The following is a 13,834-nucleotide window of genomic DNA, read 5'->3' on the forward strand; positions in this document are numbered from 1 at the left end:
ATTTCACTCGAGATCGCCCCATGAGCTATTCTGACCGCTTCGATACCCACATTGTTGAAAACCAGCCCACCCCACCCACACCTTATAACCTATGGTCAGAAGACCCTATGCTATTGCATTGGACACAATGCAATAGCATAGGGGAAATGCCAGAGGTGCTGCATCATTATGGCCAACTGGCTGGGCACAGCTTGATGGATGACGGTGAACACGCCAATAAACATAAACCTGAGTTACACCTTTTCGATAGGTATGGCCGGCGAAGAGATGAAGTACATTTTCACCCGAGTTACCACCGCCTTATGGATAGTGCCATGAGCAAGGGTGTACATAACTATTCTTGGCAGCACAAGAATAAGGGAAGTGCCCATATCGTGCGAGCCGCATTGCTCTTCATGCATTGCCAAGCAGACGCGGGTACTACCTGCCCCCTCACCATGACCCATGCCGCTGTACCTGCATTAAAGCAAGGAAAACATCTACCACCTTACTGGTTGGAAAAGTTAGTACATGGCCAATACGACCCTCGTGACATACCGGCGATGGATAAAGCGGGTGTCACCATAGGTATGGGAATGACAGAAAAACAAGGGGGGTCTGATGTGAGACGCAACACGACAAAAGCTATCCCAAATGACGATGGAAGCTATTCCATTATTGGCCATAAGTTTTTCTTTTCAGCTCCCATGTGCGATGCGCACCTTATTTTGGCTCAAACGGAAGGCGGTTTGAGTTGCTTTTTGTTACCACGAATTTTAGAAAATGGGCAACGCAATCATGTGCGTATTCAGCGATTAAAAGACAAACTGGGGGACTGGAGTAATGCCTCATCGGAAGTTGAATTTACCGGTGCGACTGGCTTTCTGATAGGTGAAGAGGGGCGTGGTGTGCCGGTGATTATCGACATGGTGTCGTTAACACGACTAGATTGTATGATTGGCTCCTCTGCGCTAATGCGCCAAGGTTTGGTCCAAGCTGTCCATCACGTGAGTGAGCGAGAAGCGTTTGGAAAGCGGCTTATTGAGCAGCCCCTTATGAAAAACGTGATTGCCGATTTAACTTTAGAGTGTGCTAGCCATGTTGCCTTAACCATGCGTGTAGCCAAAGCCGTAGATGCCGCCGAAAATGACAATACTGAAGCCGCGTTCGCCCGCATAGCCACTGCCATTGGCAAGTACTGGATATGTAAACGCACAGCCACCTTCATTAACGAAGCACAAGAATGTTTAGGTGGTATAGGTTATGTTGAAGAAAACATACTTCCCCGCTTATATCGTCAAGCGCCTCTTAATTCCATTTGGGAGGGCAGCGGCAATGTTCAGTGCCTAGACGTATTGCGCGCCATTGCGAAAGACCCTCAATCTAAACACGCGCTTTTTCAGGAATTAACGCATGCTCGCGGGAAAAACCGCCATTACGACAACTTTGTTGTAGAGCTAACACTAGCGTTCAACCAACATGAAGACATAGAGGTTAGAAGTCGTTTACTTACTGAAAAAACGGCGCTTGCCCTTCAAGCTGCTCAGTTGCTAAAACATGGTGAAGGTGTTTTAGCGGACGCCTTTTGCGAAAGCAGGCTATCGCATCAGCATGGAATGGCGTTTGGTACGTTACCTGCCCATGTTCCCTTTGATGACATCATCGCCACCGGCTTGGTTACGCCTCGCCAATAGAGATTCTTTTAAGGAGTGCCCATGTAAACACACTTTACATTTAACCCCGCGCATTCAATAAGGGCTTGGGGTAAACTAGGCTATTTGCCCCTTAAATGACCATAGGATTATAAATGAACGTTAAAGTGCTTTCCTTCATTGCCATTGCCAGCCTACCTTTGAGCGCGCCGGCGTCAGCAAATGATACGTTAAACCAACTGAAAGGCTTACTTGGCAACCAGACAACCGCTGAAGCCGCCACATCTACCGACAGTACCGTAGATTTAAGTCGCCTTGTTAGTCTTATTTCAGACAATCTTGACGTCTCAGAAACCCAATCTGAAGGCGGGATTGCGTCGGTAATGAATTACGTACAAGGAAATTTATCAAGCACGGATTACACCCAACTGGCTAGCAATATACCAGGCATAGATTCATTGTTAGATAATGTGCCTAGCTTAAGTGACACGTCCACAGCAAGTTCAAGCTCATCGTTGACCGGCTTACTCAATAAAGCCTCCGAATATAGCGACACGCTAAAATCAGTGAACGATCTTAAACAACAATTCGAAGCGTTAGGCTTATCTACCGACATGATCAGCAGCTTTGTAACCCAAATATCCAGCTACTTAAATTCGAATGCCAGCGAAGAAACCCAATCTTTATTTACGTCAGGCCTAGATAATTTACTAACAGCGCTTTAATCTAGAGTGAAGGGCTGCACACATTACATCTTAGTGCTGCAGCTCTCTTCACGCCCATCACTTGGCAACAACTCAACCTTCACAGATAGTACATTTATGTCTTTTAAAAATGCTCAGCTTGCGTTTAGTCGTCAACCTAAATGGTTTCGAATTACTTCTTACTTAGCAACCGCCTATCTGTGTTACGCCATTATTCTAGGCGCTGTCATACCTGCTGTGCTAAAAGCAAAACTGCCTAACGTGGCTGCAGACGTGTTAGGCAGACAGGTTGAACTTAACGACGTTAGTATTAATCCGTTTTTACTCAACGCCGAGCTTTCCCAATTCACAATCTTCGAACAAAATGGAAAAACGCCCTTTTTCACGGTAGAAAGTTTTGCCCTTGATGTTGCCTTTTTACGCTCGCTTATTACGCTGACGCCGACCCTAGAATCGATAGACATTAATGCCCCTTATGTTCACCTTGCACGGTTAGACAACCGCGCCGACAAAGCCAACACGCAGTTGAATATCAGCGATATTCTTACAACACTGGCGGCATCAAATGCTCAGAGCAACGAGGTCACAGACGAGGAAAGTGTGGGCGACATTCCCCATCTAAGGATTGCAAAATTTCAGTTGCAGCAGGGACATGCATTATTTACTGACCAAATCACGGGCGCAAAACTTGACTACCCACAGCTAGAATTAGTGCTTAATGATATCGATACACGTGCAACGATAGCCACTGAATCTCAAACGCAACAAGACAATCGATATGCCTTTGATATCACTACTGCGGAACAGGGTCATGTGTCGATGCGGGGTGATTTTCAACTTGCGCCGCTTGTCGCCACCACGCAAATATCCTTGTCGAATATTGCCTTAGCCCCCTTATGGCCGCTTTCCGACAATGCCATTTCAGCCAAACTGGATCAAGGTACCCTAAACCTTGACTTTATCGCCAAATTTGAAGCCCTCACAGACACCTTTGCGTTTCATTTAAACGAAGGTGAATTAAGCCTTAATGACATTGTTTTTTCTTACCAAGACGAAGCGCTGGTTAACCTTCCGGTTTTAAAGCTTGAAAATATGCGTATCAACAGCCTTATCCAACAGGTAGACATTGAACATATTGGCATTGAAGGGTTAACCGTAAAGGGCGTATATGACGATAAAGGGCTCAATTTACAGCGGCTATTTTCACCTCATTTAGCTCCCACCAACGATGATAGTGCACAGCAGAATAGCCCTTCTGCAGCTACCTCAGACTCTTCCGACGATACCGCCTCTGATTGGCGAGTAGAGTTATCAACCTTTTCTTTCATACAAGGGAGTCTTCAACTTCAAGAGCGTCAATTTAACGACAATACCTTTTGGCACCTTAGCCAATTATCATTAGAAACGGGGCCCGTTTCTTCAACACTCGCCAATCCTATCGATTACTCTTTTTACACCGCTGTTTCAGCAAGCAATAGCGCAGAAGGTGCTAGTAGTGAAAGAACAAAAGGCACCTTTAGTAGTGTAGGTAGTGTCGACGCCACCACGCAATCCGTGAAAGGATGTGCAGAACTCCATCATTTTGAGTTAGACCAATTCCAACAATACGCAGAAAGATATGCACGCATCACCATTGAAGATGGCGCATTTTCGTCCACGCTCGCTTTTAAGGCCAGCGCTGACGGCCAGATAGACCTTCACGCCAACGCTGATATTAGGTCACTGAATGTACTCGATAACACGCAATCTCCTTTATTGAAATGGCAGTCATTGTCATTATCTGACATTCACTATAGCGCCAAAGAAAACGGGTTAACCATTAACGATGTTATTTTCGACAGCCCCTACGCTCGCATGGTTATTGATGAAAATAAAGCCACGAATATCAGTGCATTGCTTGTTCCGCAAACCACGCATTCTGCAAATGAAAATGCGATAACTAAAGCGCAAGCGCCCACGACACAAAACAAGGACGCAATGGCCATAATGGTCAACCATGTAGGCATTAAGGAAGGTAGTGCTTACTTTGCTGACCATTCTTTAACGCCACGTTTTGCCTCAAAAATAGACAGGTTAAATGGTTACGTCGATAACTTAGATTCACGCAGTGATAGCGCAGCAAACGTCAATATAGAAGGTAAAATTGATGGCTATGCACCGGTGCAACTAAAAGGGCAGATTAACCCACTAAAAGAAGATATCTTTCTAGACCTTCTATTCTCTGTAGATGGCGCTGAGCTAACCTCTGTCAACCCCTACTCTGGCACCTATATGGGGCACTACATAGATAAAGGGCTCTTATCACTTGATGTAGAATACACCCTTAACCACAATCAACTCCAAGGGAATAACCATGTGGTGATTGACCAGCTCACGCTAGGGCAAAAATCCGATTCAGATCAAGCCCTAAGTCTCCCGTTAGGACTGGCCATCGCACTTCTAGAAGATAGCCAAGGCGTGATTGACTTAGGACTAGAAGTATCGGGAGATTTAGACAGTCCCACATTTGGCTTTGGCTCAATTATTCTCAACGCCCTTGGCAACTTGATCACTAAAGCGGTAACCGCTCCATTTAGCTTATTAGCTAATTTGGTGGGCAGCGACGAGGAACTCGACCACATTGCCTTTGCTCCGGGCAGTTCTAACATTAGCGAGCAAGGTGAAGACACCTTAGATACGCTTACTAAAGCACTAAAATCGCGGCCTCGATTGAGGGTGAATATCGAAGGTACTGTCGATGCGGTTAGCGACGCCACTGCGCTAGCAGAATCTATGGTTAAACAAGCTATATTAGCACGTACGAATCTGTCGACTCTGCCAGCGGATTTAACCGCCAGCTCGGTACCGCTTAGCGGCGAAATTACAGATGCACTCACTGCGCTATACAGCGAAACATTCAATAGTGACATTCAACAGGAACGTCAACATATCTTGTCTACATTACAACAAGAAAAAGCTCAAGAGGAGGGGAATGAAGCAGCCCTCCCTTATATACCTAGCGAGGAAAGCGTGCAACGAGTGTTGAATATCACCATGTATAACACACTAAGAAATAAAGTGACGATTACCGAGGCTGAACTTGCGAACCTTGCGGAGTCACGGGCAAAGGCGGTGAAAGGTTACTTGGTGAATACTGGCGGCCTGGAAACGACACGGGTGTTTTTACTGAACAGCCAACATCATTTGCAAAGCGAATACAGTGGCGTGGAATTAACGCTTGAGGCCAATTAAAATAAAGCGATAACGTTCAACAAACAGTTAAACAAGGGCGTTGCTTAGCAACGCCCTTACGAGGCTAAGCCTTCTTTAAATGTGGGGCGCAAGTGTCTGCGACTTTACTGGCATCAAATATTTCAATCCAGTAACCATCAGGATCTTTGATAAACGCGATGCCTTTCATGCTGCCATCATTCAACCCTTTTTGAAACGGCACACCCATTTCGCTAAAGCGTTCACATGCCGCTTCTGCGTCAGGTACATGAAAACCAATATGACCAAAGCCTTTTGGTTCGCTATTACCACTATGGTAATCAACGGTATCTGCACTATCACCCCAATTGTGAGTAAGCTCCAACATGGCTGGACGAGCGAAAGTTTGCTCGGTGCGCTTTTCAATGTTTGCACTAATATCGGAAAAGTCTTCACCTGCCGCTAGAAAGTATAAACTAAATTGCATTTCCTCAAAATCGAGGCGCTTTAGTAATGTCATGCCCATTACCCGGGTATAAAAATCGAGAGAACGCTTTGGTTCAGCAATACGCAGCATGGTTTGATTAAACACAAACCCTTTTGTAGCCTCATCTTTTTCTTCACACAAACCTTCGGCTTGGTCAAAATGCCGGCTCATTACATACTCCTTATTTTATCGCTAGTCACGTTATGGAAAATGAGTTTCGAAAGAAAACCCGTTGAATTACACTTTCCCCCATACGGAATTCGATGGCGAATCGGTCTTTTTCGGCGCCGTATTTTCTTTTTTACGCGCTGTCCCTTCGTTTTTACCTTGTGCTGTACGCTGTGATTTCGTGGCAGGAGAGTGAGATGCTACAACGCTTGATGTGCTTGCCCCTTTTCCACCGCTTCGATACTTTTTCACCATTCCCTGTAGCAAGTTACGAACAACTTGGTCACCAGCAGGTTTGTAGTTTCGATGGTCTGGCTTTCGAAATAAGGCCGAGAGTTCACTTTTGCTCATTCGAAATTGAGCCAAATTTAAAATGGCAATAATGTCTTCATCTTTATAACGCATTGCAATTCGAATTTTGCGTAACAAATCGTTGTTACTCAACCTTGCATTAGCGGCCAGCTCTCCGGGCTTCTGCCCTTCTTGCTTTCCTCTATTTTTAATAATTAAACCATCGAGAAATAGGGTAATAATTTTATCCCTGCAGGGTAAATATCCTTCTTCTTCCTCTTTTTTCATGATGGCATGGAGGTACGCCATGTCCATGTCATAATCAGCCAACTTAAAAATACTGATGGCGGCGGTGTCATTTATTGCAAGTGCGTATCGAAGACGACGTAACACATCGTTATGGAGCATTGGTGAAAGCCTTTATTAACTGGGGGTGCATACCGTAAGGGTAATCCGTCTATTTTACCGCAGATTGCGCTTTCTCGCTACGTACACGCCATCACGCGAGTAAAATCTTCGCAAAGTAGCTAAACCAATCTCCTTTTCCTCCCGTACGCAGCTATGAACCCACATGCCTACCGTCAGCCCCGCTAAGATAGATTTAAGGCGTATGACGCAGTGGAAGGCTGACTACATGGAAAAGGATTGCATTATGTCTATAGATACGGGACCAACCGTCACAATTAATGGTACGCCCTATGCGCTACCTACCGACCCTCGCACTACCTTGCTTGATTTTCTTCATCAAAACCTTGCTTTATTCGGCACCAAAAAAGGCTGCGATCATGGACAATGTGGCGCATGTACCGTATTAGTTGATGATGAAAGGATTAACGCTTGTTTGGTCTTTGCCTTTCAACTTACAGGCAAGTCGATAACCACCATTGAAGGTATAGCCAAGAATGATGAACTTCACCCGCTACAACGGGCGTTTGTAAACCGTGACGCATTTCAATGTGGCTATTGCACGTCGGGGCAAATTTGCTCATCAGTTGCGCTGCAAAAAGAGTTAGCCGACAACGCGCCGAGCGCCGTTACCTTTAGTGAAGACTATAGCCCGCGAGAAGACATTAGCGAACGCATGAGCGGTAATTTATGCCGGTGTGGTGCCTACCCCAATATTGTTGATGCGATAGAAGACGTTATCGCTTTGGAGCCACAATAATGCTGCCATTTACGTTAACTCATCTACACAACACATCAGAGCTAGACAGCAACTCTGGGGCAAAAAACTCTCGTTTTATCGCTGGGGGCACTAACCTTATCGATTTAATGAAATTACAGGTTGAAACGCCCTCTACGCTGGTGAACTTAAGTGACTGGCAAGACGAAACACGCATTGTTGAACATGACGAGCATTTCCGCATAGGCGCAATGGTCACCAATACTCAGCTGGCCAACTTTGCCAGCACCACCCCAGGCCTATCTTTACTGTCGCAAGCACTATTGAGTGGCGCCACCGTTCAGCTTAGAAACCGTGCGACCACAGCTGGAAACCTTTTGCAACGCACCCGTTGTTACTACTTTTACGATACGGCAAAACCGTGCAATAAGCGTGAACCAGGCACAGGTTGTACCGCCGTGAATAGTGAAAATAGAATACACGCTATTTTTGGCACCAGCGATAAGTGCATTGCCACCCACCCCTCAGACATGGCCGTCGCCATGATAGCGCTGGGCGCTAAGCTCGCACTTGTTGCTCCAAATGGCGAAAAAAGAACCCTTCCATTACGCCACTTCTACTGTACGCCGGGGAACACACCCCATATTGAAAATAACTTAAAAGAAGGCGAGCTGATCACCGCGGTTATTCTGCCCAAGCAAGCGGTTGGTTCTCAGTATTACCATAAGGTGCGTGATCGTTCATCGTATGCTTTCGCGTTAGTGTCAGTAGCCGCAGGCCTGGTGATGAAAGACAACAAAGTTAGCGCCCTCACATTAGGATTCGGCGGCGTTGGTACGGTGCCTTGGTATCCAGAAACAACGATTAATGCTTTGGTGGGGACGGAACTCACAGACGCCAATATTGAAAAAGCACTGGACGCTGAACTCGCGTCTGCGCAAGTTTACGGCAGTAACAACTTTAAGCCACCGCTTTTACGCAACACCTTACACAAAGTATTACGTGCCCTCGCCCAGCATCAACGCACCTACCCTCAGCACGAAGGAGCTCTATATGAAAACTAATCATTCCGCTAATTCTATAGGCGATCCTATCAATCGAGTTGATGGTGTATTAAAGGTAACAGGGCAAGCGCGTTACGCCGCTGAACACACTCACGCTATGCCACAAACGCCCCTTGTCGGCTTCTTAGTAGCTTCCACATCTGCGGTGGGTGAAATTACTCATTTAGACACCTCAAAAGCAGAAAAAGCTGAAGGCGTACAAGCTGTGTTAACCCACACAAACGCCGGCCCCCTAAAAGCGTTCAGTCAACCCGATGATGAAGGCCGATTCACCCAAAGCCGTGCGGTGCTTAAGGATTCCCATATTCGCCATTACGGCATGCCTGTGGCGCTAGTGCTTGCTCACACTTTAGAACAAGCGAGATATGCAGCAAGCCTGGTAGCATTCAATATTGATGCACAACCTGCTCAGTTGTTACTGGCGCCAGACCAAGCAACTGAGGTGCCTGAATCACTAGACGGTGGATTTGAGCCCGATGTGGAAAGTGGTGTTGCGCCAACACAAAGCGCGACAGATATTAATGTCGATATGCAATACACCACGCCATCACAAATTTCTGCAGCAATGGAACCTCACGCCACCATTGCCCACTTTGATGGAGATAAATTAACGGTTTACCCCAGCGTACAAATTGTTGCCTCAGCAGTACAAGCGCTGGCAACCACCCTAGAAATGGACGAAGACAACATTCATGTAAAAAGCCCCTTTATCGGCGGCGGCTTTGGTTCTAAATTAGGTTTACACTACGATGCGATACTAGCTTGCATCGGTGCGCGGTATCTTAAGCGCCCGGTGAAAGTAGCACTTAGCCGGCGCCATGTATTCTATAATACACCACACCGTGGTCATAGCTTTCAGCGCATGCAGTTAAGCTGCAATAATCAAGGATACCTCACTAGCATTGCCCATCACAGTGCAATGCCAAAAGCGAAAGGATATACCTTCGCAGAAGCCACTGGGGCGGGCGCAAGAGTTACCTACCATGCGAACTACATTAATAGCACTCACAGGGTAAAAAGCGCAGATACTCCGCTTATCGATTCTACCCGCTCACCGGGAGATGCCATTGGGTCATTAGCGTTCGAATCCGCCATCGACGAATTGGCGCACAAGGCTAACATTGACCCACTAACATTTCGCTTAAATAATATGCCAAAAGTGCACCCTGTCAATGGCAGTCGATTTACCAGTCACAAACTTGAAAGCTGCCTACAACGCGGAGCTGATATTTTCGGGTGGCAACAGAAGAGCAACGCCAAACCAGGGAAAGTCATAGGCCATGGCGTAGCGAGTGCCATGAGAATGAATGTGCTAGTTCAAAGCTCAGCCAATGTTGCTATTGATGAAAACGGTATGATTACCGTCACAACAGATATGACCGACATAGGCACGGGAACTTATACTATTTTGGCGCAAATAGCCGCAGACGCTTTTAACACCTCAGTAGACAATGTCACCGTCAATCTCGGCGATAGTCAGTCACCAGCCTCTTGCGGTTCTGGCGGCTCTTTCGGCGCGGCAAGTACCGGTTCCGCCGTACTTAAAGCCTGTGAGGCAGTCAAGTCTTCACTTTTATCCCTGTTGCCAGAAGATTATCGAGATGCCCAGTTATTGGTGACCGATAAGGGCCTTTGTGTAAGGCAATCGAATTCGGAAAAAATACAGGAAACTCCGCTTATTAGCCTTATTGATAGCACAAAGTTTCCTATCAGCGAACTTGGGGCTGTAAGTGATGAAGATACCAGCGATGATGAGCAATATTCTTGCGGTGCGCATTTTGTTGAAGTGGAGGTAGACACCCTCACCGCAGAAGTACGCTTAAAGCGACAGTACGGCATGTTCTCGGCAGGAAGAATACTGAATGAAAAAACCGCCAAATCCCAAATTAAAGGCGGCATGGTATGGGGCGCCGGTTACGCGCTTACTGAAGCCATTCATCATCATACCGATTCCGCCAGCTTTGTTAACCCTGACTTTGGCGAATACCACATTGCGGTAAATAGAGACATTGCTGAGGTCACAGTAGACTTTATCGACTCACCCGACTTTGAAGCATCACCGGTAGGCGCTAAGGGCATTGGAGAGCTGGGTATTACAGGAGCAGGTGCCGCTATTGCAAATGCTATTTTCGATGCCACTGGCGTGCGTGTACGAGACTTCCCAATAACGTTGGATAAAGTGCTTGAAGGGCTAAATAAGAAGGCGTCTTAACGACGCCTTTTTGGAATGGGGCGTGACATCACATAACTCGTGTGTCTAGTGTAGTGATTACACCACCTCAACCACATCTTCTTTAGGTAAGCGAGCTTTCGGCAAACCATAGTTCCAGTCTTGCTCTTGGTCTGGATAGCCCATGGCAACAGCCACTTCGCAAATATGACCGTCTAGCTCCTTGCTGAACAACTCACCAATGAGATCCGCGTCCACGCCTTCCATCGGCGTGGAAGCAATGCCTAATCGGGCAAGTGTATGCAATAAGTTACCTAATGCTAAGTACACTTGTGCTTTTGTCCAACTTCCATTGTTACCTTGTTCATCTGTGTTTGCTTCGGCAAATGCATAGGCCCCCATAAAAGAGTCACGCATTGACTCTGGCAAATGGCCAGAGGCAACCTCTGCATCAACACGCTTGACAAACTTGTCTTTGGTAAAGGCAGGGTCATAAGCAAGCAACACGGTGTGTGACGCTTCTTTCGCGTGCAATTGGTTAAACTGATGCTTATTAGCAAACGTATCGTGAAGGCGCTGTTTTGCTTCATCACTTTCTACGATGACAAACTTCCAAGGTTGAGAGTTTATTGATGACGCTGATAGGCGTAAGGCTTCAGTAATAATCGCCATATCTTCGGCTGAAATACGTTTGTTACTGTCGTACTTTTTTGCTGTGTAACGGGTATGTAAATCACTAATAATCTGATGAGACACAATGAACTCCTATTGATGAGTGTAACTGCGAAATGTGCGAAGAAGTGTAAAGCCAAGGTCGGTTATTGATAAGCCCCAAAGCCTTTGAATGAGTTTACATATTTTTTTGATAATAACGGCTTGAGTTAAAAGATTAGATACCCCACAACTATAAATCCAACATCTTAATGAGGAAAAATAAGAGGCAGGCTTACCCAATTCGCGCTATTCTTGTCCCCTACCTAAGCAAATATATGGGCAGCAATGACAGCGCCACAGTCGCTATCAATTCAACAAAACCTGACTATTCGCTTATTGCGGGTGCTCAGATATAACAAAGCTCGAATTGAACGAGCCATTACGCTCATGCCCAAAGCACATCAACCGCTGTTCAATGTGCTCCCTTTTTTATTGCATGTTAATCATCCTGACTTACCTGGTTACGTGGATGGGGACGCTATTCCCATGGGTATCAACAATTACACCTTTCGTGAAGATATAGCCTCTGCACTCATTACCTGCTTTCCTGAACAGCGTCACCTCTTTACCAACATTAAAGAAATTTGGCCACGACAGAGGTCTATTGAAGCGCTTATATTAATGGGAAGTATTGGCACAATTGCGCAAACAGAGCATTCAGATTTTGATTACTGGGTATGTGTGAATGGGCAAGATTTTTCTGAGGCGCAACTCGAGAAATTACAGCAAAAGCTAACCCTAATAGAACAATGGGCGGAGCATGAATACAAGGTTGAAGTGCATTTTTTCTTGTCGCAAATTGACCACGTACGGCAAAACAACTTTGGCATAGCCGACGGTGAAAGCGCCGGTTCAGCGCAAGCAATATTCTTAAAAGCGGAATTTTATAACACCAATATCGTGGTGGCGGGAAAAGCGCCTTTTTGGTGGCTTACCCCTGAAAAAGCCACCCACAAACAATATCAAGGCTTGTATAGCACCTTGGAAAAAGGGGGCTCGCCAGACATTAACTGGTTTATGGATTTAGGCCACATCGACCGGTTAGACGCAAGTGAGCTTTTTGGTGCCACTATCTGGCAGCTAAGTAAAGCCATGGATTCACCATTTAAGTCTTTGCTTAAGATAGCTAAATTAGAAGTTTACCTTGCGAATATTGAACTCGGTCAGCCCTTGTGTAACGTACTTAAAAAGCATGTTCATAGGGGGGCTGAAGCGCCAGGAAGTGTGGCCATCATCGACCCTTACGGGTTAATGTTCGATCAGCTCATTAGCCACTACAAAAGTCAGGGGCAGAAAGAAGACGTTTTGCTTTTACAGCAGTGCTTTTACCTAAAATGTGGTGCTAAGCTTAGCGAACCCTTACCGCAAGGACAAAAGCCCAACTTTAAACGCAAGATAATAACGGCCTACGCGAAAGCCTGGGGATGGACCCGTTCAGATCTTCATTATTTGGATAATCAACATAGTTGGAGTTTCCATCAAAAGCTACAGTTCAGCCGCCAGATTCACCGTTTTTTACTAAAGTGTTATCGCCGCATTTCTGCCCAACTGACGCCAGAGCAACAAGTAATGGACGTCAAAGACATGACAGTATTAGGCCGCAGACTTAGTACTTTTTACAGTAAAAAGGCCAACAAAATAGATTTCCTCAGACGCGCATTCGACGCCGAGTCCTATTGTGATCGTGTGACGGTTTCCCTAAAACAACGCAAAAATGGGGAACAAATTTGGCGAGTTTATGCCGGAGATCAGTTAAGCAAAAGTGGTATTGTGGATGAAGATCAGAAAATATCTCAAGCTGACAATGCAATTTCTTTAATCGCCTGGTGTGTATCTAGCCGTATTATTGATAGTCGCACTCAGGTGCTTTTAGATTACAACTCAGGTGAAATTAGCGAATTAGACCTCAATGATTTGCTGAAGCATTTGTGTAAGCATTTTCCCCCCGTCAAGGTATCGGCACTTACCCGCAATCAATTACTGGCACCAGAGCGCATTATTAGCTGCATGGTTATTGTCAATTTCCCCACACTTAGACAAAAGGCGAATGTTGAAGATATCTCTATGATCTATAGTACATCTTGGGGTGAAACTTTTGTGTGTCATGGTGAAGAAAGCCTCGATGCCTTATGGTTAGACATGCAAGATATAAACAACCCAGCGGCCTGCTTTGTGTATATCCCAAGAGGGAATCAACACTCGCGCATCCATGGAGAGTTCATCGAAAACCATGCTATGTCGTTTACTTTATTGCAGTAGTACACAGTTTTTCGCTCATTATTGCGCTATTTTT

Annotated in this window: 10 protein-coding genes; 7 read left to right on the forward strand and 3 right to left on the reverse strand. The window is 45.8% G+C overall.

The features are described 5' to 3' along the window. Positions 1–20 precede the first annotated feature (20 nt). The 3 genes from EP13_RS13210 (at position 21) to EP13_RS13220 (ending at position 5,566) form a co-directional block, all read left to right on the forward strand. Positions 21–1,673 carry an isovaleryl-CoA dehydrogenase gene (locus tag EP13_RS13210; protein ID WP_044057696.1) on the forward strand — a complete coding sequence of 551 codons (1,653 nt, stop codon included), beginning with the start codon at positions 21–23 and terminating at the stop codon, positions 1,671–1,673. 113 nt (positions 1,674–1,786) lie between these two features. Beyond that, entirely contained in the window at positions 1,787–2,356 is a 570-nt protein-coding gene (locus EP13_RS13215; RefSeq protein ID WP_044057697.1) for a DUF2780 domain-containing protein, read from the forward strand. Between the two features lie 96 nt (positions 2,357–2,452). Next, the gene (locus EP13_RS13220; RefSeq protein ID WP_044057698.1) at positions 2,453–5,566 is read left to right on the forward strand and encodes a DUF748 domain-containing protein; all 3,114 of its coding nucleotides are present in this window, start codon (positions 2,453–2,455) and stop codon (positions 5,564–5,566) included. A gap of 64 nt (positions 5,567–5,630) precedes the next feature. Here the strand turns inward: EP13_RS13220 and gloA are convergent, their stop codons facing one another. Beyond that, a complete protein-coding gene (gene gloA / locus EP13_RS13225) occupies positions 5,631–6,182 on the reverse strand; it encodes a lactoylglutathione lyase (RefSeq protein ID WP_044057699.1) in 552 nt (183 codons plus the stop codon). 66 nt (positions 6,183–6,248) lie between these two features. Beyond that, complete coding sequence (locus tag EP13_RS13230; RefSeq protein ID WP_044057700.1) at positions 6,249–6,878, reverse strand: YehS family protein; 630 nt, start codon at positions 6,876–6,878, stop codon at positions 6,249–6,251. A gap of 244 nt (positions 6,879–7,122) precedes the next feature. Here EP13_RS13230 and EP13_RS13235 point away from each other — a divergent pair, with 244 nt between their 5' ends. Genes EP13_RS13235 through EP13_RS13245 form a run of 3 tightly spaced genes read left to right on the forward strand, consistent with a single transcriptional unit; the run spans position 7,123 to position 10,869 of the window. After that, on the forward strand, positions 7,123–7,635 hold the full coding sequence (locus EP13_RS13235; protein WP_044058984.1) for a (2Fe-2S)-binding protein: 513 nt from the start codon (positions 7,123–7,125) through the stop codon (positions 7,633–7,635). Next, on the forward strand, positions 7,635–8,657 hold the full coding sequence (locus EP13_RS13240) for an FAD binding domain-containing protein (protein WP_044057701.1): 1,023 nt from the start codon (positions 7,635–7,637) through the stop codon (positions 8,655–8,657). Before EP13_RS13235 ends, EP13_RS13240 begins: the two co-directional genes overlap by 1 nt. Continuing rightward, on the forward strand, positions 8,647–10,869 hold the full coding sequence (locus EP13_RS13245) for a xanthine dehydrogenase family protein molybdopterin-binding subunit (protein ID WP_044057702.1): 2,223 nt from the start codon (positions 8,647–8,649) through the stop codon (positions 10,867–10,869). The genes EP13_RS13240 and EP13_RS13245 overlap by 11 nt, the downstream gene beginning before the upstream one ends. 57 nt (positions 10,870–10,926) lie before the next feature. On the opposite strand, the gene EP13_RS13250 is transcribed toward EP13_RS13245, so the two are convergent. Continuing rightward, a complete protein-coding gene (locus EP13_RS13250; RefSeq protein WP_044057703.1) occupies positions 10,927–11,583 on the reverse strand; it encodes an NAD(P)H-dependent oxidoreductase in 657 nt (218 codons plus the stop codon). A gap of 243 nt (positions 11,584–11,826) precedes the next feature. Here EP13_RS13250 and EP13_RS13255 point away from each other — a divergent pair, with 243 nt between their 5' ends. Further along, on the forward strand, positions 11,827–13,800 hold the full coding sequence (locus EP13_RS13255; protein WP_044057704.1) for a class I adenylate cyclase: 1,974 nt from the start codon (positions 11,827–11,829) through the stop codon (positions 13,798–13,800). The last annotated feature ends 34 nt before the right edge of the window (positions 13,801–13,834 follow it).

This window comes from Alteromonas australica (assembly GCF_000730385.1).
Lineage (GTDB): Bacteria > Pseudomonadota > Gammaproteobacteria > Enterobacterales > Alteromonadaceae > Alteromonas > Alteromonas australica.